The following is a 25,484-nucleotide window of genomic DNA, read 5'->3' as shown; positions in this document are numbered from 1 at the left end:
CTGGAAAAAGGCTTTGATATTGTCGGCGCCTTTGCCTGAAAACTCACTGTCGTCTAAGTCAGCCATTCCCTGAAACGCTTTTCTGAGATTGATAAATTGTTCTCTAATCTGATCGTATTGTTTAGCCCGCTTTTCTGCGGCTGAAATGAACGAGGCTGCTTCAAATACTTTCATTTACGTCTCCTTTCCGCTTCTATCTGTCTAAATTTTACCATAGGATATAAGATTAGATGAATCTCTTGCATTTGTCGAACTGCTTTATTTAAGATCATAAAATTTCAAACAAAACCTTACACGAAGGAATCTGGGATCGGCAAAACAAAGCCAAATATAACATATGTTGAAAAATCTCTTGCATTTCCACACCCGCCATGCTATATTGATATAGCGATGAGCTGAATTGTGTAAGCCGATGCACATGCCCTTGCGGCACACACGAATGTGGCGTGTGGTGTATCGCCTCAATACGCAAAAGACGTTTGCTTCTGCAAACGTCTTTTTTTATTATCCGATTTTCGTTCCGTTCGGTACTGTCTGCTCTGGCGTAAGCAGGACAACATCTCCTTTTTCCGGGATGCCGCCGAGAACGAGAACTTCTGACTTAAATCCGGCGATCCGCCGCGGCGGAAAGTTGACAATAGCGGTAACCTGTCTGCCCGTCAGATCACCCGGTTCGTACCGTTTTGTAATCTGGGCGCTTGATTGTTTCATGCCGATCTCTTCGCCGAAATCTATTGTCATCTTAATGGCCGGCACCTTTGCTTCCGGGAATACTTCCGCTTTTACGACCGTTCCTATTCTAAGATCAAGCTTGATAAAATCTTCGATGACTGCCATATCAAAAACTCCTTTTTTACAATCATGATACCAAAAAAAGAAGCAGTTTATTTAACCGATTTTCAGGATTATTTATCAGATTGAAAGGTGTTTCGGAAGACGCGCGGCGTTATTCCCTTATGTCTGACAAACCATCTGGTGAAGGAAGACAAATTTTGAAAGCCGACCTCCTGACTGATGTCTGTCAGCCGGCATTTTGTTTCAATAAGCATTTGTTCCGCTTTCTTCATACGGAGCTCAGCAATATAAGCTTGCGGGCTTTTTCCCGTCTGCTTTTTAAACCAGTCGGAATAATACGCCGGGTGGTAATGTTCCATTGCGGCGAGCTCTTTAATTGTAAAAGTCTTTGAGAGATTTCGGCGGATATACGCAATTGAATTATTCGTACGGTTTTCTTGTATCTTTCCAGCAATATATTCTGCAAGCAGACTCAATGAATGAGCCGACTGCTGCTTTGTCTCTTCTGTCAGCAGAAACCGAATCGATGTCCAAAAAGGATCAAGCTTATTCAGAACGCCGGGGTCAAAGGAACCTTTGAAAAAAAATGCCGGTATGTCGAGAACGAGACATTCATTTCGCTCCAAAGAACGGAACCGATGTTCATACCCGGGCGGAATATACAGCATTTGATCAGGTTTTAATCTGATTTCACGTCTTTCTGTCTCCAGGTCCAGCTGTCCTTCGAGCGGAAAAAGCATTTGGCAGTATGTGTGTGCATGAGAATCAAAAATATGTGAATAGGTGCGCCGCTCACAAATGATATGTTGTAATGAATCCATTTGTCCCTCCTTTTTATTTAGTTTACATAACAATATTATTGTTCCCTCTCCTGCAAACCTCTTAGGAAAGCAACAACTGCAAACTTCCGGCTTTCCTTAATTGATTCGGTTAATTCAAATGCACTCTGTTTTCTCAACACGGCAAATCCGTGAAGAAGGCTCCTCAGTCCTCTCGCAGCATGAATCGCAGTGTCAGACTGTGCATAACCGTTCGCTGTCAGCTGCCTGACAACAAGCTCTACAAGCAGGCTTGACAGATTCTCAATCCGGCCGTCTTTTATCTTTTGAAATGTTGCGTCATATAATCCGGGATTGGCTTCGGCGAAATTGATATAGGCATCGGCAAGAGCAAGCAAAGCCGTTTCACCCGTCAGTCCTTCTGCAGAGGCCGCCATTCTTTCATATAACATAGTTAAACCGGAGATAGCCAGCTCTGTTTTAATTCCTTGAAGGCCATTGACAAAATTGTAAAGGGAAGGCGGTTTTACGTTTAAGGACTTTGCAACAGCCGCAAGCGTCACTTCGTTCAGCCCTTTTTCGTCAGCGATGCCTGCTGCGGCTCTCAATATCATGTCAAGGCTCATTCCGACTCTCGGTGACATTATGATCGGCCTCCCGGCAGGCTTCGTTCGGCTTCCTCAACAGCCTCAGCCATCATTTCAACGGGATTGCAGAGAACATTTCCATGTCCGGCGGCCAGACTGCTTGGTTGATGAGCGATAAGCGTTCTTGCTGTTTTTACAGCTTCTTCTTTATTCCACGTAGCAAAAGCCGGAAACGGAAATTTCCATTTCAGCTTCCCAGAAACAGCAAGGCCGCCCCGTACTTGAAAGGCATCTCCGACGATCAGCATATCATTTCTCATATCTTTAAAAGCGAGGCTTCCCGGCGTATGACCGGGAGCGGGAATGACAAGTAAAGATCCGATCCGCTCGCCGCCTTTCAGCAGGCGATCAGGTTCGGTCTGAACATTTTTCGGCACTCCCCCCTTTATCGGCGTTTGTGCTTCATGCTCAAATAAAGAAGTGTCACCTTTCAGCAAGAAAGAATCCCGCTCAGAAATACAGACGGAAGCATCCGGAAATTCCGCAGCTAATGAGTCAAGCGAACCGATGTGATCCCCGTGCGCGTGGGTGAGTAATATGTCATTCAGCGGCTTCCCAAGCTGCCGCAATGCTTGCTTGATTCCTTTATGACTGTTAGGCAGTCCGGCGTCAATCAGGGTTACTCCTTCTTCTTCTTCAACCAAATAACAATTCACCGGGAAAAGCGCTGGAAAAAAAGTCAGCTGCCAAACACTTCCGTATTGTAAGATTCTCATCAACATCCCCCTAAAACTAATATCATTAGTTTTATTATAACTAATACTGTTAGTTTATCAAGAGTTTTCTGTTTAAATCCTGAAAAAGGCGCGGGCGCTTCTCTTATGCAAAAAAAAGAAACGCGCATACTGTGATAAAAGATGCTTTCAGCCTGCGAATAAATCAGACTACTAAAACTAGCCGGATAAGCATACACTACTCAACGGAGGGGGAGTTCCACACCATGCATATCACACTTCAAAGCATCTGCCCTGTCTTAATGATTGCCTTTTTCCTGTATAAAAAGGTGAAACGGTCCGTCGGCTTTCAGCCTTTGAAACCCCGCTGGCTTTATACCAGAATGATTTTGTTTTCATTGCTGGCCGCAGCTCTGGCGTTTTTCAGCATCACACACCCGGCTTTATACGGCCATCTTATATTCGGCACTTTTTGCGGCTGGCTTCTGGTCCTGTTTGCCAAACGGAACATTTCTTTTGAAGAACGCCGCGGAAAAATGTATTTTCGCACTCACCTGTGGATTGAACTTATTCTATTAACGTTATTCCTATCGAGATTTGTTTATCGCGTTATTGAAATTTACCGGGTCACAGCGGACTTTACCCATCCGGAGGCATACAGCCAAACGGTCGGGGCCGATCCGCTGACCATCAGTATCTTTTATTTCATCGCAGTGTATTACAGCGGCTTCTCTTTTTATGTTTTAAAAACGAGCAGAGACCAAACCAATAACAGTCAGTACGGCTGACATCTCTGTCTAAAAAGCAGGGATGTTTTTTAATCGTGCCGCGTATGGTGAATCATTTGCTGAAGCACATCTAACACATGTTCATCCTCAGGAGAATAATAGATGGATGTTCCTTCTCTGCGTGATTTGACGAGGCGCAGATTTTTAAGAAAACGCAGCTGATGAGAAACGGTAGACTGCAGCAAATTCAGCTTTTCTGCGATATCATTTACCGCGTGCTCACCCTGTGACAGCAAATGGAGAATTCTGATTCTGGTCGGATCAGACAGCGCCTTAAAAGTCTGGGCAACCAAAAATAAAGTTTCCTCATCTAAATCGACAGCGGGGTCATTCGTGTTTCCGGATTCGTGAAATTCAGTCATATACCTCACCCTTCTTTTCTCAAGTAGCCCAATTATACCAAATGTCAATTGATGCAGATACATCCTGCGCCTGACAAAAGAACCGTTATTTTAAATTTATGTTTCAAATACGGGTTTCCGCTTGGTTTCGCGCATTCATCTGTGTCATAATGAAAAAGTCATAATGCTCCTGAAATTGAGGGTGAAACACAGTGGAGAAAAAGAAAAAAGGCTGTTTCGCTGCCGCGGGTCTTATGATGATATGTGTTTTTGTCATGGTTTCCTTCTTCCTCATTCTGTTATTTTCAAATAATGAATTGCTCAAAAGTCTTCCGTTTGATGTCAAACCGATCGTCCTTGAACGGCTGACAGATTACAAACCGCTTGTTGAAGACGAGCTGGATGAAAAAGGACTCACCAAATATACATCGCTTGTACTCGGCATGATATATCAGGAGTCAAAAGGAAGAGGAAATGATCCCATGCAGTCTTCAGAATCTCTGGGTTTAAAGCGAAATGAGATTAAAAACCCTCAAACCAGTATCAAACAGGGAATCAAACAATTCACTCTCATGTACCAAACAGGCAAGAAAAAAGGCGTAGACTTGGATACGATTATACAAAGCTACAACATGGGAGCCGGCTATATTGATTTTGTGGCTGAACATGGAGGATCGCATACTGAGGAACTGGCAAAACAATACTCCGAGCAGCAGGTCAAAAAGAATCCGAAACTTTACACTTGCGGAGGGAACAAAGACAATTTCCGTTATCCCTACTGCTATGGTGATTACACGTACGCAGAAAAAGTAAAAGCAAAAACAAAAACCGTTGAACAATCCTTAAATGTAACAACACTTGAAACGCTTGAAGAGTAAAAGGCGCCCTGATGAGGCGCCTTTTTCAATCAATAGAAAAAAGCCGCGCAGAGCACGGCTTTTTTTAATAATACGGCGATATCATTAAGTATACAATGACACCCGTCAGACTGACATACAGCCAGAGCGGCATCGTCCATCTCGCGATTTTTTTGTGGCGCTCCACCTGCATACTGAATCCTCTGATCAGCGTAAACAGCGCAAGCGGCACGATGATGAAGGAAAGGCAAATATGCGTAATTAAAATAAAGAAGTAAATCCCGCGCATGATGCCGTGGCCGCCGAATAAAGTATTCTCAGCTATCGAGTGGTACACGACATAGCAGATCAAAAACAGCAAAGTCGTCGTAAACGCCGCTAAAATAAAACGTTTATGCGCTTGAATGTTTTTTTGCTTAATCATAAAGAGCGCTGCCAGCAAAAAGATAAAAGTAAAGCTGTTAAAAATGGCATTTAACATCGGCAGAATATGAATATTGGCAATGCTGACCTGTCCCGATTTCGGCATAAAAAACAGCACCGCAATTAACCCGTTGATCAGAACGGTCAATGTCAGCACGATACCGGTATAACTTTTAGGTTTGTTTTCTGTCTGATTCATCTTATGACCTCTCTCAATTTTACTGACTATCCAAATGGTATGAGAATTCAGCTTTGATGTCAACGGTTTCGTCCGCTTCGTCAGAAATTAGACAAACTTAAGCCCTAAAAAGACCGGGTGTTTGAGACCCGGCCTTTCGTCATATTATGCTTCCTTCAACAGTTCTTCTATCACCTTATGTTCGTTTTCATTCAACAGATTTTTTGGAATGATCCGATCTATCGGTTTATTCATATGCTGATCGAGAATATCGGCTGTTTCTTTGTCCCCTGCGATTACGAGACGCTCCCATTGGTGTGAAGCGGCCTTTTGATCAAGATTTGAAGCCAATCGTTTATACAGCCTGTTTTGGTTTTCTTCGACGTGGGCTTTGGCGGCGTCTTCGTCCATTGAGGCGGAGCTTCCGCTTACATCCTGCGGTTTCCACGATTCATTGATGACGTCGTATTGATAATGCTCCACCCCTTCAATTTTTCCGAGTACGGTTTCTATGATCTTCACTTCATTCTGCTGGGTGAGAATAAAAGCCGTGCTCGGAAATTGTTCACGGAGAAGTTCTAATTGATCAAGGACAGCCGTTTCTTCCCAATAAAATCGTGTTTCGACAGGCACCTGCAATTCAATCGTCTCCCAAATACCGCCTTCTCCCGATGCAAAAAATACGAGACTTCGCGGCATCTCTTTACCAAGCCCATCGATATATTGATAGACACGTTCCATGATGCGGACGAGAGATTTTTCTTCTTCCGGATCACTGGCAGACAGATACTCTTTTAATCTCCGAAAACCGGTTTTCAAGGCGATTTTCCACTCTCCCCCCTGCTGATCCGGATTTCTCATATCCGTATTTACATATAAGGAAAGCATTTTATCAGGAGATTCCGTCATTACGTACTTCAATTTGCCGATGAGTGAGTCAATTGCCATTATAGATTCCTCCTTTTTCCGCTGCTCACTGTTCCTTTCCCTATCCGCACCGCCTTAAAAACGTCAATCCACATATAAACGGCAGACTTTTCTAAAAAAGTTTTTGCAAAACCCATTTACAAACCAAGACATCATTTACTACAATGGATACTTGTGTTTAACTAAGACTTTTACGCTGTGAAAGGAGTATGATTTTGTTTACTGCAGAAGAAAGAGATCAGAAAGAGCTGGAAAAAGAGCTTCATAAACTTGAATTTCAGATTTTCAGAATGCGGGAAAATCTGATAGATGTATCAAAAGACGCGCGAGTGCTTGGTATTGATCAATCGAACAATGACGATTGGATCATTGTTTCCTCGATTGATGATGGCCAAACATGTAAGATTATGCTGACTGATTGTGAATCAGCCTACCGGGGAAGAGGCTGTTTTTCACTGATCGCCTCTTATTATGACAATGCCATTCATATCGGAGACATTAAAGGCCCGCCGAACCACGGCTACGGCTCGATCTGCATGAAATTTTTAAAACATATCGCCAGAGAGCAGAATATCCCGAAAGTGACGGGCGACATCGCTAAGCGTGATTGGGATCATGTCGACAGACTCGTTCATTTTTATGAAAAGCATCACTTTGATGTCTGGATTGACAATGATACGCAATCAGGCGGCATTAAATGGGTCGACTTGTAAAAAAATAATAGAGAAACCCTCTTTTATATGGTGTAATAGATTAAACCATATAAGGAGGGTTTTTTTTGTATCCGGAAAAATTGAAAAAAGGTGACGGCATTCGTATTGTGTCTCCGGCCACAAGCATGTCCGTTATGTCAGATGAAAATATAAATGCCGCAAAGTCAAAATTGGAGGAGCTCGGCTTTCGTGTCTCTTTTTCAGAGCATGCGAAAGAAATAAATGAATTTGATTCATCATCCATTGAATCGCGTGTACAGGATCTGCACGAAGCTTTCGCTGATCCTGACATCAAAGCGATTTTGACGACACTCGGCGGGTTCCAATCAAATCAGCTGCTTCGCTATCTTGATTATGAAAACATCAAGCGGCATCCGAAAATCCTTTGCGGCTATTCAGATATTACCGCTCTCGGTCATGCCATATATCAAAAAACCGGCCTTATTACATATTCCGGTCCCCATTTTTCTTCATTTGCCATGAAAAAAGGGCTGGACTATACGATTAACTCTTTCTTGGCCTGCTGTGCTTCTGACAACCCGTATGAGATAAAGCCTTCATCCGAGTGGAGTGATGATAAATGGTATTTGAACCAGGAGGACAGACGTTTTTATCGGAATCCGGGACCGCTCGTTATTCAACCCGGATATGCGGAAGGAACACTGATCGGAGGAAATCTATGCACGCTGAATCTTCTGCAGGGCACCGAATACTTTCCGGAGATGGAACAAGTGATTCTGTTTATAGAAGATGATCATATGTCGGACATTCATATGTTTGACCGGGATTTGCAGTCACTCATCCACCTTCCCGCTTTTTCAGCTGTGAAGGGAATTGTCATCGGACGTTTCCAGCATGCTTCAAATGTGTCTGAGGAGGCTCTGCGTGCCGTCATCCGTACAAAAGAAGAACTGTCATCCACGCCTGTTATCGCAAATGCTGATTTCGGCCATACCTCCCCTTTGATGACATTCCCGATCGGAGGAACATGCAGAATAGAAGCCGGCTCAGAAGGCGTAAGAATATGGATCGATCGGCATTAATACATAAAGACGGGAAAACCGCCCCGTCTTTTTATTTTGACGCCTTATGCCGCGGCGTGCGCGGAGCGATCATAATTCGTCCGCCAGCCGCTGCCGTCACCCATACGGAAGCTCCTTCATAAAAACGGCTGATCTCTTCATTATATACGGCATGTGTCAGTTCACGTTTATCATGCGTTCCGTCTTGGTTTTTTACGTTTAAAATAAGCACAAGCTCGTGCCTGCCATTCTTCATCACACCAGTACGTCTCACCTTTTCAATAACGGCTGGCCTTCCTCTCCCTCTGTCAAGCGCCTGAAACAGCCTGACAGCCGGCATAGACAGTCCGATAACGATCACAATGGCCAAAGCGGTACAGATACATGCTTGAAACACCGGTGATTCTGTGAAGGCATTCCATAAACATATAAATTCCGGCTCCATCAGATTCATACACCCCTTCAGATTCCGTTTTCACATCCATTCCTTCTATATAATATATTAGAGAAACGCTTTTTCTTTTTCCGCATATAACGATTATATACAGTCAAAAAAGGGAAGAAAAAAAGAACACAAGCATTTCGCCTTGTGTTCTTCACCTCTATATGAAACTAGTCTAATACTTTAACATTTACTGTTCTGACGCCCCAGTTGTTAGCGTCACTTTTCTTTGCAACAAATACGTCAATTTTATTTCCTTTAATTGCGCCGCCTGTATCTGCTGCTGTTGCCACTCCGTAACCTTCAACATAAACCTTAGAGCCAAGCGGAATGACACTAGGGTCTACCGCGATGACTTTTGCATCAGGGTTTTTGTTTAAGTCAACACCGGTTGCCGTTACACCGGAAATGCCGCCGTCGTTAGCAGAGTAAGCAGTTGCAGTCATTGTCAGCTGCTTTTTAGGCTCTTGTTGGTTTGTATTTGATTGAACAGGCTGCTGTTTTGCTTCGACAGCCTTCGCTTCTTGTTTAGGTTGTTGTTCTTGAACAGGTTCTTGTTTAGGCTGCTCGTTTTTGACAGCTTCTTGTTTCGGCTGTTCTGTCTCGGCAGCTGGTTTTTGTTCAGTTTGCGGCTGGCTGGCTTCTTGAGCCGGCTGTGCAGCCTGAGCCTGACCTTTCACATTTAACGTTGTGCCTGCGTAAATTATATCTGATTGCAAGTTATTCAAGCTTTTCAGATTGCCGACTGATGTTCCGAATTTCTGAGCAATTTTCCAGAGGCTGTCGCCCTGCTTCACTGTGTACTGCCCAGATGTGGTTGTTTCTACTGAAGAAATAGTCAGTTTCTCTCCTTCAATGATTAAATCAGAAGATAACTGATTCCATTCTTTTAAGTCCTTTAGGTTCACTCCGTTTTTTTGCGAGATCCCCCAGAGCGTGTCACCCTTTTGCACCGTGATTTCTTTAGCAGAAGCGTGAGCTCCGAATGCAGTTGTTGAAATTGCTGCAACTGCGACAAAGGACATAATCGTCTTCTTCATAAGTAAATCCTCCCTTGTTAGCTTTTTATTGGCGGCTAACAGGTGATATCGTAACATATGAAAATGTCAGTTCAATAACAAAACGATTTGAATTAGATTACAGTTCCTTTACATGAAACATTTCTCTCGCTTGGTAAGTCTTGCTGAAACCTTGATACAGCAAGGGTTTTCAAGCTTCTGATTTTTCCGGCGCCAATGAAAAACACAATGTGCAAATTTCTAAAAAAACTTTTTTTCACTCTGTTTCTCTTACATAATTTCGGATTTCTTCTAAAAAAACCGCTCCGTATTTCAATCTTTTTTGTTCCCCGACCCCTTTTACGGAAAGAAGATCCTGATCTGTTTTCGGAAGTTTCGCTGACATTTCTTTTAACGTCTGATCTGAGAACACGACAAATGGAGGCACACCCTGTTCAGCTGCAATCTCTTTGCGGAGACGTCGGAGAAGCTCAAATAATTCATCATTTTCAGTTACGGCAGCGGCCTGTAAGGCTTCTTTTCTCGAGACTGCGCTTTTTCCAAGCAGAACGTCCCTGCCTTTTTGGGTGACCATAAGCGTCGGAAATGTGCCGTCCGCCATTCTGATATATTCATCTGAAATAAGGAATTCGATAAAATCACTGATTTCCGCTGCGGATTGATGCTTCATAATGCCGTAAGTGGACAGGCTGCTGAAGCCGTTTTCCAGCACTTTTTTATTTTTTGAGCCGCTAAGCACCTGCGCCACCATCGTTTTTCCGAAGCGCTCATTCATTCTGATGATGCATGATAATACCATCTGCGCTTCTTTTGTGACGTCATGGGCGGTCCTTGTATCAGTGCAATTGCCGCATGCTTCGCAAGCTTCCGCCTCATTCTCGCCGAAATACTTCAGAATAAACCGCTGCAGGCAATCTTCCGTATGACAGTAATCCACCATCTGTCTCAGTTTTTTGAGATCCTGCTTTTGTTTTTCTTCTCCGGCGGCCGATTGGTCTATTAAAAAACGCTGCACCATAATATCCTGCGGCGAAAATAAGAGCACACACTCGCTGTTAAGACCATCGCGCCCGGCCCGTCCGGCTTCCTGGTAATAGCTCTCCATATCTTTCGGAATCTGCGCGTGCAAAACGAACCTGATGTTGCTCTTATCGATTCCCATTCCGAAAGCGGACGTAGCTACCATCACTTGTATCTGATCGTTAAGAAACCGCTCCTGCTGGTCTTTTCTGTCATCATCCGCCAATCCGCCGTGATAACGGCCGGCATTGATGCCGCTGCGCTTTAATTTCTCATATAAACGGTCGGTTTCTTTTCTTGTCGCTGTATATATAATGCCGGCTTCGTGTTTATTTTTTTCCAGATACCGCTCGATAAACCGGTCTTTGTTTTCGCCCTTTACTACTTTAAACGTTAAATTCTCTCTGGCAAAACCGGTATATACAGTTTGTTCTTTCTTAATATGAAGCTGCTTGCAGATATCATCATGAACCTCAGGCGTAGCCGTCGCCGTTAATGCGATGATGACGGGCGGTTCTTTTAATTCATTAAAAAGGATTTCGATATTCCGGTAACTCGGCCTGAAATCATGTCCCCATTGCGATATACAGTGAGCTTCGTCAATGGCGACAAGAGGAACCGTAATATTCTGCAGGATGTGAATGAATTCAGAAGAAGTCAAACGCTCCGGTGTAATGTAAAAGAGCCGGTAAGCCCCTTGTTTCAAACCGGTCAGGCGCTCATGAATGTCACGGCTTGTCTGGGTGCTGTTAATATAAGCTGCCGCGATACCCGCTTCTTCAAGCGCGTCGACTTGATCTTTCATTAAGGAAATAAGAGGGGAAATAACGATTGTGGTTCCTTCAAACAGCAGTGCGGGAATCTGATAGCAGATTGATTTTCCGCCCCCCGTCGGCATAATGCAGACCGTGTTTTTTCTCTCCTCTGCAACTGATTGTATCGCCTGCTTTTGGCCCGCGCGTAGACTGTCGTAACCAAAATAATGCGCCAGAAGGGATTGGGCTTTATCCAGCATAAGTTGTAAAACCTCACTTTGTCTTTGATTCTTTCATTTTATCATACAGATAAAGTACGCTGCTCAAGGGCAATTCAAAATAAAAAGCCATCTCCGCAAGGGAAATGGCTTTCGCTACGTATGCCGTACGCAAGTAAGAAAGTTTTAAACCACCACTCCTCAAAGTGGGTGTTTGCAGAAGCGTTCCTGTCGTCCTCTGCAATGGAGGCATGACATTCCGGCTTCGATATAAAACTCCCTATTACAGCTTAAAGGTTAAAACTTAATTAACAATACGAACAATGTAGCTTCTCTTATATCCTACACCATCAGTCGTATTTTGGCAAGAGGGTTAATTCTTTTACAGAAAACCTTTTTTCTTTGTGAAAAATGCTTTATTCTACATAAAAATTGTTTTTTCGACAAAATATCAATATATCAATATAAGATCAGATCGAAAGCTGCCGCCAGTTTCTTCTATAATATAAAAAACTCTCACACCCTGTATGGGCGCAAGAGTTAATGGAAATTAGAATTTTGCAGCCAGATCTTTCGCTTCTTGCAGTCCTTTTTCAATGATCGCTTGAGCGTTATCCGGTGCAGCATTATGGCCTTCAACGACAACAGTATGAAGATCTTGGACACCCCAGAAACCGAGAACGGTTTTCATGAAGTTTAATGACATTTCAAGAGATGCCATCGGTCCTTCAGAATATACGCCGCCGCGTGCGTTTAAGAGCGCTACTTTTTTATCTCCCATCAGACCTTTAGGGCCTTCAGGCGTGTATGTGAAAGTAACTCCTGCGCGAGACAGGTAATCAACATAAGTATGAAGCACAGCAGGCACTGTGAAGTTCCAAAGTGGGAATGCAAACACGACTTTGTCAGCTTTGACGAATTGATTTAAGTAAATGTCAGCAGTTGACGCTTGTTTTTTCTCTTCGTCTGTCATTTCAATTCCTTTTGAAGCTTTGAATGTTCCGTTAATCATATCTCTTCCGAGGTAAGGAAGGTTTTCTTTATGAAGATCAAGTTCGATCACTTCATCATTCGGATTGTTTTCTTTATAAGCAGCCAGAAACGCTTCGTATAATTTTACGGATACGCCTTCTTCAGCCGTACGATCACTTGATTTTACAAATAATACTTGAGACATTCTAAATTCCTCCCGGTAATCTTTTAATATTTACTTACAAATAGTATGTTACTTTCTTTTTTATATAAAGTCAATGATTTTATTTCGATTCTGAGATTTTTTATGGAATAAAAAAACAGGTACATATGAATGTACCTGCTGCTATTATTGTGAATCCTGCTCGCGATCCAGGATTTCGTAAGTTTGTGAGCTTTTTTGATCAACGGTTTCTTTATTTGAGAGGTCTTTCACCTGCTCGTGAAATTCCCTTTCATATGACGGAGCGTCTGTTTTCACATCCCCTTCTGTTTCTCGCTGCGCTTCGACGGTCATTCTGGCGTACGGCACAGCTTCAAGTCTTTCATAAGGAATTTCTTTTCCCGTTTTCTCGCAAATCCCGTATGTTCCTTTATCCATTCGTTCAAGCGCGGCGTGCACCTCATCTAAAAGATTCTGATCGACACCGTCCAGCGTCTGATTCGTGACCCTGTCCAAATAAATGCTTCCGTGATCAGCTAAGTGATTATCTACTCCGTTCGACAGTTCTCCTGTGTCTTCGCTCATTGAATGATTTTCTTTTGATTCTCCCTGAAGACTTTCCTTTAAATCGATTAATTTATGATAAAGGCTGTCCTGCTGTTCTTTTGATAATGACATATTCATCATCTCCTTTTTCGTCTGTATTCTTCGCTGCATCTGTTAATACATACCCTCGAAAAAGGAGGCTGAAACAACGGAGTCAATGCTTTCTTCCCCTGATGGTGACATTGGGTGTCTGCTGCTTTGTCTGGCTTTTTTCTTTCGCAGCATCATTTTGCGGGTTGTCCCGACATTCTTCAGCGCAGGCTTGTTTGAGCCTGTGCACCGGTGTATGGTAAGTGGCGCCGATATTCAGCATACCGCTCAGCTCTTCTATACTCAGCTTTTCAAAATCAATATTGTATTCAACCTTGTCCACTTTGACATGCTCAATATGGACATATGTTTTTTCCCCTTCAACCGTTTGCGGCTCAAAATGACACTTATCCTGAAGCTCATCAAGCTGTTGTTCCACTTTCTTAAGCCGGTCTAATTCTTCTTCACACACTTTTTTGAAAATCTCTTTCATTATTTTTTTCAAAGAAAATCACTTCTTTCCCCGTCACTCTTGGAAAGTTCTATGCGTCCCGCATTGCGAATATATAAACATGATATACAAAAAGGAGGCGAATCATGATGTTTTTTCCATCCGTTATCAACTTTGAGTATATAAAAATGAACGGAATCAGCGGCGGAGCAGCTTTTAACACCGGCTCTTCCGTTATGGTGAGAAACACAGCAGCCAATAAAAGAAATGAAGGGTACGGTGAACAAAACGGTGATTGCACCGTTGTCGTCATCCCTATCATGAGTATCGATGATTCAGATCTGATAGATGGCACAGCAAACAAGATCAGCCTTCGATAATGATCTGGCTTGCATCCCCCAGATGTTTAGCAATCGATATATATAAAATCCCGTCTTTGAATACCGCCTGCATTCCCTTCGTTCCCTGAGCGGAATGCGGAAGGTCGAGTTTTTTTTCAAAATCGCCGTATTTTCCGGTCTTCTGTTTAAAATCCTGTTCATTAAAAAAGGATTTTCTCGTGCCTTTTACGACGATATATTCTCCGTAGGACAGCAGCTGAACATCTTGTTTCCGGTAGCCGGGCAGATACAGCAAAAATTGGAGCTCATCATGGGTTTCCACAATATCTATAAGAGGAAAAGCATCCTCATTTCTTCTCATTTGCCCATCTCCCTGTTGAAAGGGAAAATGAGAATGGCCGTTTTGAAATGATTTCAGTTGTTCATCATCAAAAACGTTTTTCCAAAAGTCGCCGCCGGACATGTTTTGCGCCATTTCCATCCATTGCTTCATCTTATCGAAATCCATTTTTATCGCCCCCTGTCTAAGCATACGGTCATAACAGCCGGCATACACCTGTATTAAAGGAGGTTTGCCTGTGGTTCAACCAACTCCATATATCAATATTAATATTTTCATGTTGAAAATTAATTCCTTTGAAAATGCTTCAGCGGTGAATGTCGGACAAAATTTACTGGCGGAATGGCAGAATTCTGATAAAAAGAATCAGGGATACGGACAGAACTTCGGAGATGCAAGCGGCTTCATCGGCACGAACGGCAAAGTGGATGACCGGGATCAAATTGATTCTCCATCTGCCTTTGAGTCTGCATGCGATAAAATCCCTGCCGGAAAAGGAGGCCCATTATGATGTTTTCGCCAGTTTTGGTAAATGTAGGGGGCTTTAAAGTAAATGCAGTCGACCGCGGTTCTTCCATTACGATCGGCCCGTATCAGCAAATCGATTATTTTTTATCCAATAAGATCAACTACGGATTCGGTGAAGAAAATGGTGATTTGGCGCCGATTTATATCCCCATCAGTTCTATTGCTGATCCGGATCTCATTGATTCGAACTCCGGAAAAACAAGCATTATATAATAAAAAGGCCATCCGCATGCATTCGGATGGCTTTTATGTGATATTTAACTGCATAAGTATTTTGTTAAGATGGCTTGAACCTCAGTCAAGTCCGTTTCTTTTGCAAATTCCAATTCGAAAGTTTTTCCCCTTGTCATTAATACAAGCCCGGTATCGGGATCAAACATCCCTGCTTCTTGAATGGCGAAGCTTTCAATTGTTTTATATGGAAGAAATACGCGCACTTTCTTTTTGGAGAACATTTTATTATCAAAGAAAATCACTCGTTTATTCGTAAAGCATATTTGGTCAACCCGCAGTTTATAAATCGTTTCGATCCGTTCTCCCTCAACGAGCAAAGCCTCCAGCTTTTTTGTGTCGGTTGATCTGCTGACAGAAAAAATTCCCAATGAAGAACCCCACTTTCTGCTTCTATACTATTGTTTTATTACAATCATAAAAAAATAAGTTCTTTATCCCTATATAAGAATACGACATAGACGGCATTTAAACCATTACGAACAGATTACATTTTTAGAACGTTCATCAAAAAAGCCCTTCGCGAAAGGTGCCGCTGTTATGAAGTAGTACGGTTCAGCGAAAGAAAAGGTTTCAAGAAAACGGTATTTTTTTCGAAAAGTCAGTTTTTTATTTTCGCCATAAAAAACCGCGGCTTCTCCAATGCCGCGGTTTCAACAAAACATCAACGATCCGTATCTTCAATTGTTCCTTCTTTATAGGTATCTGAAATTTGTTCCATCGTCGTGTCGGTGCCTTCTTCAGGTTGCACTTGCTGAAGCTGATCTGATGTTTTATTTTGTTTGTCTTGCTCTGTTTTTTTCATTTTGCAGCCACCCTTTATATGTAGTCTTTTTTAGTATGGCTCAGGCAAAATAAATTCATTCGCTTTAAACTTCTTCAAAATACTCTTTGTAGAAGCCTCCGACTTTGTTTGTATTGTCTACAACAAAAATGAATTCTTCTGTTTCATTTTTGACTTCATACTCTTTACCCGGCGTCAGTACATTTTTGACAATGTATTTTTTCGCATCTGTATGTACGCATTTGACCTTTTTGACGCTTTCTTTTGTCTGCCAATTATTATGAATCATTTATAAAACTCCTTTTCTTAATCGATAAGCTTATTGTAGCGGTTTTTTCTTGTGAATTGCAATAACGGTTATCGATTGATTTTACCGGAGGTGTTATTATAGAATGACTGTATGCGCTTACTTTGCGCGGACATCAAGATGCTCAAAACAGACCATAAAAAAATTTCGGGAGGTTTGTTACGAATGAGTTCTTTAACGATGCAGATCACAAAAAGGCTGGAAACATTTTTACAGGGCACGAAGAAACTTTATATTGACGGAAAATTTGTTCCGAGCGCTTCAGGATCAACATTTGTCACACCGAATCCGGCAACCGGGGAAACGCTGATGACGCTTTACGAGGCACAGTCAGAAGACATTGACAGTGCAGTGAAAGCGGCACGCAAAGCCTTTGATCACGGCGAATGGCGCACTATGCCGGCCGCTTCCAGAAGCAGGCTGATGTATAAGCTTGCCGATTTAATGGAAGAGCACAAAACGGAACTCGCGCAGCTTGAAACACTTGATAACGGAAAACCGATTAATGAAACGACGAATGGGGATATCCCGCTCGCAATTGAGCATATGCGTTATTATGCCGGGTGGTCTACAAAGATAACCGGACAAACAATTCCGGTCGCCGGCTCATATTTTAATTACACCCGCCATGAGCCTGTCGGCGTCGTGGGGCAGATCATCCCTTGGAACTTCCCGCTCCTTATGGCGATGTGGAAAATGGGCGCCGCCCTTGCCACAGGCTGCACAATCGTTTTGAAACCGGCGGAGCAGACACCGCTGACTGCCCTCTATTTAGCGGAATTAATAGATCAGGCGGGCTTCCCTGACGGCGTCATCAATATTGTCCCAGGGTTCGGCGAAACGGCCGGGGAAGCGCTGACCAACCATGACGATGTCGATAAACTCGCTTTTACCGGTTCTACACAAATCGGCAAAAAAATCATGGAAAAAGCCGCAAAAAAAATTAAACGCGTGACACTGGAGCTTGGCGGAAAGTCACCTAACATCATTTTGCCTGACGCCAATTTGAAGAAAGCCATTCCCGGCGCTTTAAACGGGGTCATGTTTAATCAGGGGCAGGTATGCTGCGCAGGCTCCCGTGTCTTCATTCACAAAGACAAATATGATGAGGTCGTCAGCGAAATGGTTTCATATGCGAAATCGCTTCAGCAAGGCGCCGGCCTTCACCAGGATACACAAATCGGCCCGCTCGTCAGTCAGGAACAGCATGAGCGCGTGCTTTCATATATTGAAAAAGGAAAAGCGGAAGGAGCCAAAGCTGTCGCGGGCGGCAGCTGCCCGTTTGAAGAAGGGTATTTTGTCTCCCCGACTGTATTTGCGGATGTGGATGACAGCATGACCATCGCAAAAGAAGAAATTTTCGGCCCGGTTTTAGCCGCCATTCCGTATGATACGGTAGATGAAGTGATTGAGCGGGCGAACCGCTCGGAATACGGCCTTGCAGCCGGACTTTGGACTGAGAATGTGAAAAACGCCCATTACATTGCTGACCGTCTCCAAGCCGGCACCGTTTGGGTCAACTGCTACAATGTTTTCGATGCGGCATCTCCTTTCGGCGGCTATAAGCAATCCGGCCTCGGGCGGGAAATGGGCTCTTACGCTCTGGATAATTATACAGAAGTGAAAAGCGTCTGGATCAATCTGGAAGATTAATCAAACAAGAAACTGCTGCCTGTCAGCAGTTTCTTTCTTTTGTCATGCCGCCTTTTACATATGAATATATATGCTTCTGAAGGAGTTGAGCGAGTGTGAGCACAATTCATGAAAACGTCAGAAGCCGCCAAAAGAAAACCATCTCCCTATTAAGAGAAACGCAAAATGCGGACGGCTCATGGTCATTTTGTTTTGAAGGACCGATTTTGACAAACGCCTTTCTGATCCTCCTCCTCACTTCTCTTGGAGACAATGATAAAGAACTGATCGCTGAGCTTGCAGAAGGCATTCGCGCTAAACAGCGCCCGGACGGAACTTTTGCCAACTATCCTGATGACCGGAAAGGAAATGTGACCGCCACTGTACAGGGCTATGCCGGCTTGCTGGCTTCCGGTTTATATAGCCGTTCTGAGGCGCATATGATTCAGGCCGAACGCTTTATCATCTCAAATGGCGGCTTGCGCAACGTACACTTCATGACAAAGTGGATGCTTGCGGCAAACGGCCTTTATCCATGGCCCGCGCTGCATCTGCCATTATCTTTCTTAGTCATTCCCCCATCCTTCCCGCTGCATTTTTACCAGTTCAGTACATACGCCCGTATTCATTTTGTACCGATGGCCGTGACACTTAACAAAAGATTTTCGCTGAAAAATCCCAACGTTCCGTCTCTCGCGCATTTAGATCGGCATATGACTAAAAATCCGTTTACATGGCTTCGTTCCGATCAGGATGAGAACAGAGACCTCTCTTCTCTTTTCGCGCACTGGAAGCGGCTTTTGCAGATTCCTGCCGCTTTTCACCAGCTCGGTCTGCGTACGGCCAAAACGTATATGCTTGACCGGATTGAAGAAGACGGCACATTATACAGCTATGCGAGCGCCACTATTTTTATGGTGTACGGCCTGCTCGCTCTCGGTGTATCGCGCCACTCCCCCGTTATTAAAAAAGCGCTTGCCGGCACGAAAGCTTTGCTCACGTCTTGCGGCAATATACCGTACCTGGAAAATTCAACGTCGACCGTTTGGGATACGGCGCTTCTCAGCTATGCGCTTATGAAAAGCGGCATCCCAGATAACGATCAGATGATAACCAGCGCCGCCCGGTTTCTGCGTGAACGGCAGCAGACGAAAGTCGCTGATTGGGCCGTTCACAACCCGCATGCTGAACCGGGAGGATGGGGTTTTTCAAACATCAATACAAATAATCCTGATTGTGATGACACAGCCGCAGTGCTCAAAGCCATTCCGCGAAAACTTTATCCCGCCTCATGGGAACGCGGACTGAGCTGGCTTTTGTCCATGCAAAACAGTGACGGCGGCTTCTCTGCTTTTGAGAAAAATGTCAATCATCCGCTGGTCCGCCTGCTGCCGCTGGAATCGGCTGAGGAAGCTGCCATCGATCCTTCAACAAGCGACTTAACCGGACGGGTGCTGCACTGTTTAGGAGAAGCGGGGCTTTCTTCTGATCACCCTCAGATTGAAAAAGCCGTCCAATGGCTGATCCGCCATCAAGAAGAGAACGGATCGTGGTACGGCAGATGGGGTGTCTGCTATATTTACGGCACATGGGCGGCGCTGACAGGGATGAATGCTTGCGGCGTGAGCCAAAACCACCCGGCCGTGAAAAAAGCGATCCGCTGGCTGAAGTCCATTCAAAACGAGGACGGAAGCTGGGGGGAATCCTGTAAAAGTGCAGAAGAGAAAACCTATGTTCCGCTTTCTTACGGGACGCTTATACAGACGGCTTGGGCGGCCGAAGCTTTGCTGCAATACGAAAAACCTCATCATCAAGCCGTCACAAAAGGCATATCTTTTCTTATTGAAAACCGGCATTACGAAGGAGCCGCTTTCAGCTATCCGACTGGAATCGGCCTGCCGAAACAGTTTTACATCAGGTATCACAGCTACCCGTATGTGTTTTCTTTGCTTGCGCTCAGCACTTTTATGAAAATGAGTGAAAAGGAGGAAGAAAAATGAAACGGCACGCTTATCAAACCGAGATGCTGAATTGGTGTGAAACCTTGAAGGAACAAGTCATTCAGCAAGGTCGGTTCGATCGCTTCGCGGCACAAATCGACCGGATTTTTCACACCCTTCAGGATGATGGATTAACGGAGGCGGAATGGTACGAACAGGCATCAGCACTTTACCGGGACATTACTGAACCCGAAGAGCCGGATGAGCGCAGAGCCTATGTGCCGATCGGCAAGCATGTCCTCCCTAAACTGCCTTACAGTTATTCCGCACTGGAACCGTATATTTCAAGAGAGATTATGAAACTCCACCATACAAAACACCATCAGAGCTATGTTGACGGTCTGAATAAAGCAGAACTGGAGCTCAAAAAAGCGAGACAGACGAAACAGTACGACTTAGTGGCACATTGGGAGCGGCAATTGGCGTTTCACGGCGCGGGCCATTATTTACACAGTATTTTCTGGTTTTCGATGAATCCAAACGGAAAAAGACGGCCGACGGGTGCACTCTTTCAAATGATTGATGTGTCATTCGGAAGCTATTCCGCTTTTAAAGAGCAATTTTCTCAAGCGGCGAAAAAAGTCGAAGGAGTCGGCTGGGCTATCCTAGTCTGGGCGCCGCGCGCCGGGCGGCTGGAGATTTTGGCCGCTGAGAAGCATCAGCTCTACAGCCAGTGGGACGTCATTCCTTTGCTTCCGCTGGATGTGTGGGAACACGCTTATTATTTACAATATAAAAACGACCGCGCGGCTTACGTGGATCAATGGTGGAATGTCGTTGATTGGCGGGAGGCGGAGAAACGGTTCGAGCAAGCGCACCGCGTGATATGGCCGCTTTATTAAAAAAGCCCCCGTCTTGAACGGGGGCGTGCTTCTTTTGGTTTAAAAAATACCAAGCACGTGCAGAAAAACGATAATAATGGCTACAGGAGCCACATAACGGATTAATAGGAGCCAGACTGCAAACCATTTTCGTTTTATACCGGAACCGCTTTTCAGTTCGTCAAACAACATCTGTTTCGGAATTTTCAGCGGTACGAAAACGGCAATTAAAAGCGCGCCCAGCGGCATTAAGACATTGCTGACCAGAAAATCCGCAGCGTCAAAAATACTGCGGTGAAAAATAGAAACATCACTCAAAATTCCGTACGACAGCGCCGAAGGGACCCCGACAATAAATATAGCAAGTCCCCCGATCCATGCATACCGCTTCCGTTTTGCCGAATCGCCTTTTGACAAAACAGCAACTAAAATTTCAAGCATTGAAAAAGCCGATGTCAGCGTCGCAAATAAAAACAGCAGCAAAAAGGCGAGTAAAAACACGATGCCCAACGGCATTTGGTTAAAGACAGTCGGCAGCACGTTAAATAAAAGCTGCGGGCCTTGATCCGGCTTGAGGCCGAATGCAAACACCGCCGGAAAAATCGCCACTCCCGCCATCACAGCAACAAGGACATTTAATACCGTCACCGATACGGCGGATTGAACAATATTTTCTTCTTTTTCTAAATATGCGCTGTATGTAACCATTACGGACACTCCGACGCTTAACGAGAAAAATGATTGTCCCATCGCATATAAAATGGTATTGGCATCCATCGCGCCAAAATCAGGCATGAAGAAGAATTTTAATCCCTTCGCTGCATCATGCAGCGTAACGGAGCGGATCATTAAAAGAATAAACAGAATAAACAGAGCCGGCATCAGCACCTGGCTTACCTTTTCGATGCCGCTGCTCACCCCTTTTGCCACAACTAAAATCGTCAGCACGATAAACAGCAGCTGGCCGAAAACGGCTGCATAAGGGTTTGAAATGGTATCGATAAATAACGTATCAAATCCCGAAGAAAGCGATAAGCCGCCTGTAAAGCCTTTTATAATGTAGATTAATATCCATCCCCCCACTACGCTGTAGAAGGATAATAGAATAAAACACGTAATGATTCCGAGATATCCGATCCAGTGCCACTTTTTCCCCGGCGCGAGCGCCTTATAGGATTCAACGGCATTTTTTTGTGTTTTTCTGCCGATAATAAATTCAGCAAGCAAAAGCGGCAGTCCGATTAAAACAGTAAATAAAATAAAAACAAGCAGAAAAGCGCCGCCTCCGCTGGTTCCCGCTACGTAAGGGAACTTCCATATTGCGCCGAGCCCGATTGCAGAGCCGGCCGTAGCTAAAATAAATCCCAGCTTAGATGACCATTGATTAGCTTCTTTCACTTCAGCACTCCCAATTCATTTCAGTATAAAAATCAATTGTAAGAATATATGTCTGAATAGTCAAGAAGATGTTAGTTTACATAATAATTTTATTGAAAACTTATATTAAATATTGAATTATTCAGAAAATTATTTATAATGGAATACAGAAAAGTCAGTCATATTTTCTGACTGATTGATTGAATGTAAAAGGAGCTGTGTTTATGGAATGGCTGAAAAAAATAAGCGGGTTTGCGGGCCAAACCTTTGGCTTGTGGGTTATCGTCTTTGCCGGTTTAGGATTCGCCTGCCCTGATTTGTTTTCTTGGATCAGTTCTTATATGACGATTTTCCTTGGTATTATTATGTTTGGGATGGGGCTTACTCTTCAAGCAGACGATTTTAAAGAATTAATCAGAAAGCCTTGGCATGTCGTGATCGGAGTCGCTGCCCAGTTTACGATTATGCCGCTTACGGCTTTCTGTTTATCAATCGGGCTCCGCCTCCCCGCAGAAATCGCCGCGGGCGTCATTCTGGTCGGATGCTGTCCGGGCGGTACGGCATCAAACGTCATGACGTTTTTGGCGAAAGGCAATACGGCGCTTTCTGTTGCGGTCACCACGATCTCAACATTGCTTGCTCCTATTGTAACGCCGGCACTTATTATGCTGTTTGCGAAAGAGTGGCTCCCCGTTTCTTTCGGTTCACTGTTTGTTTCCATTATGCAAGCCGTGCTTTTGCCGATCGTCCTCGGGGTGATTGTGAAGCTGTTCTTCAAAAAACAGGTCGGACAAGCCGTGCACGCGCTTCCTCTCGTGTCGGTAATCGGCATCGTAGCGATTGTATCCTCTGTCGTCAGCGTAAATCGTGAGCATCTGCTTCAATCAGGACTGCTGATTGTGTCTGTCGTCATCTTACATAACGGAATCGGATATTTGTTAGGATTCCTGACTGCAAAGCTGTTCAAAATGGATTATGCTTCACAAAAAGCGATTGCGATCGAAGTCGGAATGCAAAACTCCGGACTGGGCGCAGCGCTTGCGACAGCGCATTTCTCCCCTTTGTCAGCAGTGCCGAGCGCAATTTTCAGCATATGGCACAATCTGTCGGGGTCTGTTCTTGCCACCTACTGGTCTAAGAAAAAAGAGAAAAACAGCGCCGAAGTAGAAGAAACGGCAAAGATTCCGTTTTCATAACTGAACAAGGATAGGATAGGCTGGCCGCTCCTATCCTTTTTTATTCTGCAGATCATGAAACAGGCGCAAAAGCGCTTTTTTTATATCCCCCTGAAATAAACCTCCATGATAACAAATCAATTGGCGGATATCGTAATCGAGCAGCCGCCGCACAGAACGGACCGCATCATCCATATGTAACGTATAGCTAGGATTAGCAAGGTTCAGCTTTCCGTCTTCAATGACGACCGCATCACCTGTAACCATAGTTTTTTCGGCAGGCAGATAAAGACTGATATGGCCGGGTGTATGACCCGGCGTGGCTACAACGCGAATGCCTCCGCACCAAGGCAGCAGCTCGCCGTCAGTAACTGTCCGGTGAACTGGAGCCGATTCGACTGATTGAAGCGAGCGGATGAACTGTTTTGCATAAGGCTTTGCATCCTCTGGCAATGAACAAAACGTTGATTCAGCCTGCTCAAGCCGTAAAGTTTTTTTAGAGCCGTCAATATACGGCGCTTCACGCTCATGTGCTGTCACGCTGACATCCGGATGCAAACGGTGTAATGCAGCGAGTGAACCGATATGGTCTATGTCGTGATGCGTTACAATGATTTTTGTCAATGAATGAAGCGACATTCCATGCCGGGCAGCAGCATGTTGAAGATGGTTTGTAAAACCGGGATATCCGCAGTCTATTAATATCGTGTCATGTTCGTCTTGCAGAAGAACCGGAGTGATAGAATGCAACTCTTCATTATATTCAAATTCGATCTCAAGCGGATAACAGCTTTTCAAATACATTCTCCCCTTCTCTCAATAAAAAAAGCACACTGCTTGTAAGGGCAGTGTACTTTTTGTCTGTCTCAAATTATCCTTCCAGCAACAGCTGTTCCGGATCTTCAAGCAGGTTTTTAATGGTGACGAGGAATCCGACCGCTTCTTTACCATCAACAATTCTGTGATCATATGATAAAGCGATGTACATCATCGGACGGTTTTCAGAGCGCTCCGCATCAATCGCTACTGGGCGCAGCTGAATTTTGTGCATACCTAAGATCCCAACCTGAGGGCTGTTTAGGATTGGTGTTGACATAAGCGATCCGAATGTACCTCCGTTTGTGATCGTGAAGGAGCCTCCTTGCAGCTCACCTAATGTTAATTTATTGTTTCGCGCTTTTTTCGCAAGTTCGCCGATCTCTCTTTCAATGCCGGCAAACGTCAGGCGGTCAGCGTCACGCACGACTGGGACGACAAGCCCTTCTTCAGCCGCGACAGCGATACCGATGTCATAGAATTTTTTCACGATCAGCTCATCGCCTTGAATTTCAGCGTTAAGGAGCGGGAATTTTTTCAATGCAGCCACGACGGCTTTTGTAAAGAACGACATGAAACCGAGTTTTACATCGTTTTGCTCAAGGAATTGGTCTTTACGGCGTTTTCTTAGATTCATAACGGCCGTCATGTCAACTTCGTTAAATGTAGTCAGCATCGCAGAAGTCTGCTGCACTTCAACCAATCGTTTCGCGATCGTCTGTCTGCGGCGGGACATTTTTTGCACTTCGACAGGTTTGTCAAAGCTTTGCTGTGTTTTTTGAGCCTGCTGTTTCGGCTGTGCCGCAGGTTTTGAAGCCGGTTTTTCATAAGCTTCCACATCTTGTTTGCGCACGCGGCCGAGCGGGTCCCCCGTCGGAATTTGTGATAGATCAATCCCTTTTTCCCTTGCCAGCTTGCGTGCAGCCGGAGACGCTATCGTTCTGGATTTCGCTTCTGATTGTGCTTCCTGGCTGACTTCTTGTGCAGCAGGTTCAGCTTTTGCTTCCTCTTTCGTTTGTTCATTGGCTGGAGCACTTTCTGAAGGGGCGGGTGCAGAACTTTCGCCAGCGCCTTCTGTAATGGTACCGATAATTTCTCCTACTTGGACGGTATCACCCGAATCTTTCAATACCTCTTTTAGAACACCCGATTCTTCTGCTGTCAATTCAACATTTACTTTGTCCGTCTCCAGTTCAAGCAAGTACTCACCCTGTTCTACATAATCACCGGGCTGCTTTAACCATTGGGCTATCGTTCCTTCTGAGATTGATTCTGCTAATTCAGGTACCTTAATTTCCGCCATTTTTTCATT

Annotated in this window: 32 protein-coding genes and 1 other RNA gene; 11 read left to right on the top strand and 22 right to left on the bottom strand. The window is 44.4% G+C overall.

The genetic code is table 11. From position 1 onward, the window contains the following. The 5 genes from K3G25_RS08930 to K3G25_RS08910 form a co-directional block, all read right to left on the bottom strand. Positions 1-174: T7SS effector LXG polymorphic toxin (locus K3G25_RS08930; RefSeq protein WP_269770609.1), on the bottom strand; the 174-nt coding region annotated here is incomplete at its 3' end. A gap of 330 nt (positions 175-504) precedes the next feature. Beyond that, complete coding sequence (gene csaA, locus K3G25_RS08925) at positions 505-837, bottom strand: chaperone CsaA (protein WP_007611940.1); 333 nt, start codon at positions 835-837, stop codon at positions 505-507. 68 nt (positions 838-905) lie between these two features. Further along, on the bottom strand, positions 906-1,616 hold the full coding sequence (locus K3G25_RS08920) for an AraC family transcriptional regulator (protein ID WP_017417954.1): 711 nt from the start codon (positions 1,614-1,616) through the stop codon (positions 906-908). Positions 1,617-1,651: 35 nt separating this feature from the next. Then, positions 1,652-2,218 (bottom strand): TetR/AcrR family transcriptional regulator, encoded by a 567-nt coding sequence (locus K3G25_RS08915; protein ID WP_094295943.1) that lies wholly within the window; start codon positions 2,216-2,218, stop codon positions 1,652-1,654. Beyond that, positions 2,218-2,937: an MBL fold metallo-hydrolase gene (locus K3G25_RS08910; RefSeq protein WP_012117735.1), complete on the bottom strand. Its 720-nt coding sequence runs from the start codon at positions 2,935-2,937 to the stop codon at positions 2,218-2,220. Before K3G25_RS08910 ends, K3G25_RS08915 begins: the two co-directional genes overlap by 1 nt. A gap of 224 nt (positions 2,938-3,161) precedes the next feature. Here K3G25_RS08910 and K3G25_RS08905 point away from each other — a divergent pair, with 224 nt between their 5' ends. Next, a complete protein-coding gene (locus tag K3G25_RS08905; RefSeq protein ID WP_007407994.1) occupies positions 3,162-3,683 on the top strand; it encodes a CcdC protein domain-containing protein in 522 nt (173 codons plus the stop codon). A 29-nt stretch (positions 3,684-3,712) separates the two neighbouring features. On the opposite strand, the gene czrA is transcribed toward K3G25_RS08905, so the two are convergent. Next, positions 3,713-4,045 (bottom strand): Zn(II)-responsive metalloregulatory transcriptional repressor CzrA, encoded by a 333-nt coding sequence (gene czrA / locus K3G25_RS08900; RefSeq protein WP_007407993.1) that lies wholly within the window; start codon positions 4,043-4,045, stop codon positions 3,713-3,715. A gap of 191 nt (positions 4,046-4,236) precedes the next feature. Here czrA and K3G25_RS08895 point away from each other — a divergent pair, with 191 nt between their 5' ends. Then, positions 4,237-4,902: a lysozyme family protein gene (locus K3G25_RS08895; protein ID WP_017417956.1), complete on the top strand. Its 666-nt coding sequence runs from the start codon at positions 4,237-4,239 to the stop codon at positions 4,900-4,902. Between the two features lie 64 nt (positions 4,903-4,966). Here K3G25_RS08895 and K3G25_RS08890 read toward each other — a convergent pair whose 3' ends face one another. Together K3G25_RS08890 and K3G25_RS08885 are read right to left on the bottom strand one after the other, a co-directional pair. Then, positions 4,967-5,503: a DUF420 domain-containing protein gene (locus K3G25_RS08890; protein WP_007611945.1), complete on the bottom strand. Its 537-nt coding sequence runs from the start codon at positions 5,501-5,503 to the stop codon at positions 4,967-4,969. A gap of 144 nt (positions 5,504-5,647) precedes the next feature. Beyond that, a complete protein-coding gene (locus K3G25_RS08885) occupies positions 5,648-6,430 on the bottom strand; it encodes a VLRF1 family aeRF1-type release factor (RefSeq protein ID WP_017417957.1) in 783 nt (260 codons plus the stop codon). A gap of 188 nt (positions 6,431-6,618) precedes the next feature. Here K3G25_RS08885 and K3G25_RS08880 point away from each other — a divergent pair, with 188 nt between their 5' ends. Next, positions 6,619-7,122 (top strand): N-acetyltransferase, encoded by a 504-nt coding sequence (locus tag K3G25_RS08880; RefSeq protein ID WP_014418107.1) that lies wholly within the window; start codon positions 6,619-6,621, stop codon positions 7,120-7,122. A 65-nt stretch (positions 7,123-7,187) separates the two neighbouring features. Beyond that, positions 7,188-8,165: a S66 family peptidase gene (locus tag K3G25_RS08875; RefSeq protein WP_232489681.1), complete on the top strand. Its 978-nt coding sequence runs from the start codon at positions 7,188-7,190 to the stop codon at positions 8,163-8,165. A 31-nt stretch (positions 8,166-8,196) separates the two neighbouring features. Here K3G25_RS08875 and K3G25_RS08870 read toward each other — a convergent pair whose 3' ends face one another. The 7 genes from K3G25_RS08870 to gerPC form a co-directional block, all read right to left on the bottom strand. Continuing rightward, positions 8,197-8,589, bottom strand: coding sequence for a hypothetical protein (locus tag K3G25_RS08870; RefSeq protein WP_017417958.1), 393 nt, complete (start codon positions 8,587-8,589; stop codon positions 8,197-8,199). A 167-nt stretch (positions 8,590-8,756) separates the two neighbouring features. Next, positions 8,757-9,626 (bottom strand): 3D domain-containing protein, encoded by an 870-nt coding sequence (locus tag K3G25_RS08865; protein ID WP_007407985.1) that lies wholly within the window; start codon positions 9,624-9,626, stop codon positions 8,757-8,759. A 235-nt stretch (positions 9,627-9,861) separates the two neighbouring features. Next, positions 9,862-11,640, bottom strand: coding sequence for a DNA helicase RecQ (recQ, locus tag K3G25_RS08860; protein ID WP_061862280.1), 1,779 nt, complete (start codon positions 11,638-11,640; stop codon positions 9,862-9,864). A gap of 107 nt (positions 11,641-11,747) precedes the next feature. Beyond that, positions 11,748-11,933: non-coding RNA, 6S RNA (gene ssrS, locus K3G25_RS08855), on the bottom strand. A gap of 215 nt (positions 11,934-12,148) precedes the next feature. Beyond that, a complete protein-coding gene (locus K3G25_RS08850; RefSeq protein ID WP_003153791.1) occupies positions 12,149-12,775 on the bottom strand; it encodes an FMN-dependent NADH-azoreductase in 627 nt (208 codons plus the stop codon). 144 nt (positions 12,776-12,919) lie between these two features. Then, positions 12,920-13,411: a TraR/DksA family transcriptional regulator gene (locus K3G25_RS08845; protein ID WP_017417961.1), complete on the bottom strand. Its 492-nt coding sequence runs from the start codon at positions 13,409-13,411 to the stop codon at positions 12,920-12,922. 82 nt (positions 13,412-13,493) lie between these two features. Beyond that, on the bottom strand, positions 13,494-13,874 hold the full coding sequence (gerPC, locus tag K3G25_RS08840) for a spore germination protein GerPC (protein WP_014418112.1): 381 nt from the start codon (positions 13,872-13,874) through the stop codon (positions 13,494-13,496). A gap of 92 nt (positions 13,875-13,966) precedes the next feature. Between gerPC and K3G25_RS08835 the strand changes: the two genes are divergently transcribed. Next, a complete protein-coding gene (locus K3G25_RS08835) occupies positions 13,967-14,200 on the top strand; it encodes a hypothetical protein (RefSeq protein ID WP_014418113.1) in 234 nt (77 codons plus the stop codon). On the opposite strand, the gene K3G25_RS08830 is transcribed toward K3G25_RS08835, so the two are convergent. Then, the gene (locus K3G25_RS08830; protein ID WP_003153787.1) at positions 14,187-14,669 is read right to left on the bottom strand and encodes an Hsp20/alpha crystallin family protein; all 483 of its coding nucleotides are present in this window, start codon (positions 14,667-14,669) and stop codon (positions 14,187-14,189) included. The genes K3G25_RS08835 and K3G25_RS08830 overlap by 14 nt on opposite strands. A 70-nt stretch (positions 14,670-14,739) precedes the next feature. Between K3G25_RS08830 and K3G25_RS08825 the strand changes: the two genes are divergently transcribed. Continuing rightward, a complete protein-coding gene (locus K3G25_RS08825; protein WP_014418114.1) occupies positions 14,740-15,012 on the top strand; it encodes a hypothetical protein in 273 nt (90 codons plus the stop codon). Further along, the gene (locus K3G25_RS08820) at positions 15,009-15,242 is read left to right on the top strand and encodes a hypothetical protein (protein ID WP_003153785.1); all 234 of its coding nucleotides are present in this window, start codon (positions 15,009-15,011) and stop codon (positions 15,240-15,242) included. The genes K3G25_RS08825 and K3G25_RS08820 overlap by 4 nt, the downstream gene beginning before the upstream one ends. A gap of 44 nt (positions 15,243-15,286) precedes the next feature. On the opposite strand, the gene K3G25_RS08815 is transcribed toward K3G25_RS08820, so the two are convergent. The 3 genes from K3G25_RS08815 to K3G25_RS08805 all read right to left on the bottom strand — a co-directional run bounded on the left by K3G25_RS08815 (position 15,287) and on the right by K3G25_RS08805 (position 16,333). Continuing rightward, the gene (locus K3G25_RS08815; protein ID WP_003153783.1) at positions 15,287-15,631 is read right to left on the bottom strand and encodes a PH domain-containing protein; all 345 of its coding nucleotides are present in this window, start codon (positions 15,629-15,631) and stop codon (positions 15,287-15,289) included. A 293-nt stretch (positions 15,632-15,924) separates the two neighbouring features. After that, positions 15,925-16,065 (bottom strand): DUF4025 domain-containing protein, encoded by a 141-nt coding sequence (locus tag K3G25_RS08810; RefSeq protein ID WP_003153781.1) that lies wholly within the window; start codon positions 16,063-16,065, stop codon positions 15,925-15,927. 64 nt (positions 16,066-16,129) lie between these two features. Next, the gene (locus K3G25_RS08805; protein ID WP_007407979.1) at positions 16,130-16,333 is read right to left on the bottom strand and encodes a DUF6501 family protein; all 204 of its coding nucleotides are present in this window, start codon (positions 16,331-16,333) and stop codon (positions 16,130-16,132) included. A 183-nt stretch (positions 16,334-16,516) separates the two neighbouring features. Between K3G25_RS08805 and K3G25_RS08800 the strand changes: the two genes are divergently transcribed. The 3 genes from K3G25_RS08800 (at position 16,517) to K3G25_RS08790 (ending at position 20,825) form a co-directional block, all read left to right on the top strand. Next, positions 16,517-18,004, top strand: a complete 1,488-nt coding sequence (locus K3G25_RS08800) for an aldehyde dehydrogenase family protein (protein WP_021493907.1) — start codon at positions 16,517-16,519, stop codon at positions 18,002-18,004. A 95-nt stretch (positions 18,005-18,099) separates the two neighbouring features. Continuing rightward, entirely contained in the window at positions 18,100-19,983 is a 1,884-nt protein-coding gene (locus K3G25_RS08795) for a terpene cyclase/mutase family protein (RefSeq protein WP_094295948.1), read from the top strand. Continuing rightward, positions 19,980-20,825 (top strand): superoxide dismutase, encoded by an 846-nt coding sequence (locus K3G25_RS08790; RefSeq protein WP_007611962.1) that lies wholly within the window; start codon positions 19,980-19,982, stop codon positions 20,823-20,825. Before K3G25_RS08795 ends, K3G25_RS08790 begins: the two co-directional genes overlap by 4 nt. 39 nt (positions 20,826-20,864) lie before the next feature. On the opposite strand, the gene K3G25_RS08785 is transcribed toward K3G25_RS08790, so the two are convergent. Continuing rightward, complete coding sequence (locus K3G25_RS08785) at positions 20,865-22,202, bottom strand: sodium-dependent transporter (RefSeq protein ID WP_007407975.1); 1,338 nt, start codon at positions 22,200-22,202, stop codon at positions 20,865-20,867. Between the two features lie 203 nt (positions 22,203-22,405). Here K3G25_RS08785 and K3G25_RS08780 point away from each other — a divergent pair, with 203 nt between their 5' ends. After that, positions 22,406-23,377, top strand: a complete 972-nt coding sequence (locus K3G25_RS08780; RefSeq protein WP_017417964.1) for a bile acid:sodium symporter family transporter — start codon at positions 22,406-22,408, stop codon at positions 23,375-23,377. Positions 23,378-23,407: 30 nt separating this feature from the next. On the opposite strand, the gene K3G25_RS08775 is transcribed toward K3G25_RS08780, so the two are convergent. Continuing rightward, positions 23,408-24,154: an MBL fold metallo-hydrolase gene (locus tag K3G25_RS08775; protein ID WP_232489680.1), complete on the bottom strand. Its 747-nt coding sequence runs from the start codon at positions 24,152-24,154 to the stop codon at positions 23,408-23,410. Positions 24,155-24,227: 73 nt separating this feature from the next. Then, entirely contained in the window at positions 24,228-25,475 is a 1,248-nt protein-coding gene (gene odhB, locus K3G25_RS08770) for a 2-oxoglutarate dehydrogenase complex dihydrolipoyllysine-residue succinyltransferase (RefSeq protein ID WP_014418119.1), read from the bottom strand. Positions 25,476-25,484 lie beyond the last annotated feature (9 nt).

It is taken from the genome of Bacillus sp. FCW2 (genome assembly GCF_021228595.1).
Classification (GTDB): Bacteria; Bacillota; Bacilli; order Bacillales; family Bacillaceae; genus Bacillus; species Bacillus velezensis.
Note: the sequence above shows the minus strand (reverse complement) of the source record. Positions and strands in the feature narration are given on the sequence as shown.

What these genes read in the sequence shown, in the direction of transcription:
- K3G25_RS08905 (WP_007407994.1), top strand. Translation starts at nt 3,162, where the DNA reads ATGCATATCACACTTCAAAGCATCTGCCCTGTCTTAATGATTGCCTTT.
- K3G25_RS08880 (WP_014418107.1), top strand. Translation starts at nt 6,619, where the DNA reads ATGATTTTGTTTACTGCAGAAGAAAGAGATCAGAAAGAGCTGGAAAAA.
- K3G25_RS08850 (WP_003153791.1), bottom strand. Translation starts at nt 12,775, where the DNA reads ATGTCTCAAGTATTATTTGTAAAATCAAGTGATCGTACGGCTGAAGAA.
- K3G25_RS08845 (WP_017417961.1), bottom strand. Translation starts at nt 13,411, where the DNA reads ATGTCATTATCAAAAGAACAGCAGGACAGCCTTTATCATAAATTAATC.
- K3G25_RS08820 (WP_003153785.1), top strand. Translation starts at nt 15,009, where the DNA reads ATGATGTTTTCGCCAGTTTTGGTAAATGTAGGGGGCTTTAAAGTAAAT.
- odhB (WP_014418119.1), bottom strand. Translation starts at nt 25,475, where the DNA reads ATGGCGGAAATTAAGGTACCTGAATTAGCAGAATCAATCTCAGAAGGA.
- K3G25_RS08920 (WP_017417954.1), bottom strand. Translation starts at nt 1,616, where the DNA reads ATGGATTCATTACAACATATCATTTGTGAGCGGCGCACCTATTCACAT.
- K3G25_RS08865 (WP_007407985.1), bottom strand. Translation starts at nt 9,626, where the DNA reads ATGAAGAAGACGATTATGTCCTTTGTCGCAGTTGCAGCAATTTCAACA.
- K3G25_RS08805 (WP_007407979.1), bottom strand. Translation starts at nt 16,333, where the DNA reads ATGATTCATAATAATTGGCAGACAAAAGAAAGCGTCAAAAAGGTCAAA.
- czrA (WP_007407993.1), bottom strand. Translation starts at nt 4,045, where the DNA reads ATGACTGAATTTCACGAATCCGGAAACACGAATGACCCCGCTGTCGAT.
- K3G25_RS08835 (WP_014418113.1), top strand. Translation starts at nt 13,967, where the DNA reads ATGATGTTTTTTCCATCCGTTATCAACTTTGAGTATATAAAAATGAAC.
- K3G25_RS08810 (WP_003153781.1), bottom strand. Translation starts at nt 16,065, where the DNA reads ATGAAAAAAACAGAGCAAGACAAACAAAATAAAACATCAGATCAGCTT.
- K3G25_RS08890 (WP_007611945.1), bottom strand. Translation starts at nt 5,503, where the DNA reads ATGAATCAGACAGAAAACAAACCTAAAAGTTATACCGGTATCGTGCTG.
- K3G25_RS08910 (WP_012117735.1), bottom strand. Translation starts at nt 2,937, where the DNA reads ATGAGAATCTTACAATACGGAAGTGTTTGGCAGCTGACTTTTTTTCCA.
- K3G25_RS08870 (WP_017417958.1), bottom strand. Translation starts at nt 8,589, where the DNA reads ATGGAGCCGGAATTTATATGTTTATGGAATGCCTTCACAGAATCACCG.
- K3G25_RS08915 (WP_094295943.1), bottom strand. Translation starts at nt 2,218, where the DNA reads ATGTCACCGAGAGTCGGAATGAGCCTTGACATGATATTGAGAGCCGCA.
- K3G25_RS08830 (WP_003153787.1), bottom strand. Translation starts at nt 14,669, where the DNA reads ATGGATTTCGATAAGATGAAGCAATGGATGGAAATGGCGCAAAACATG.
- K3G25_RS08790 (WP_007611962.1), top strand. Translation starts at nt 19,980, where the DNA reads ATGAAACGGCACGCTTATCAAACCGAGATGCTGAATTGGTGTGAAACC.
- recQ (WP_061862280.1), bottom strand. Translation starts at nt 11,640, where the DNA reads ATGCTGGATAAAGCCCAATCCCTTCTGGCGCATTATTTTGGTTACGAC.
- K3G25_RS08885 (WP_017417957.1), bottom strand. Translation starts at nt 6,430, where the DNA reads ATGGCAATTGACTCACTCATCGGCAAATTGAAGTACGTAATGACGGAA.
- K3G25_RS08780 (WP_017417964.1), top strand. Translation starts at nt 22,406, where the DNA reads ATGGAATGGCTGAAAAAAATAAGCGGGTTTGCGGGCCAAACCTTTGGC.
- csaA (WP_007611940.1), bottom strand. Translation starts at nt 837, where the DNA reads ATGGCAGTCATCGAAGATTTTATCAAGCTTGATCTTAGAATAGGAACG.
- K3G25_RS08800 (WP_021493907.1), top strand. Translation starts at nt 16,517, where the DNA reads ATGAGTTCTTTAACGATGCAGATCACAAAAAGGCTGGAAACATTTTTA.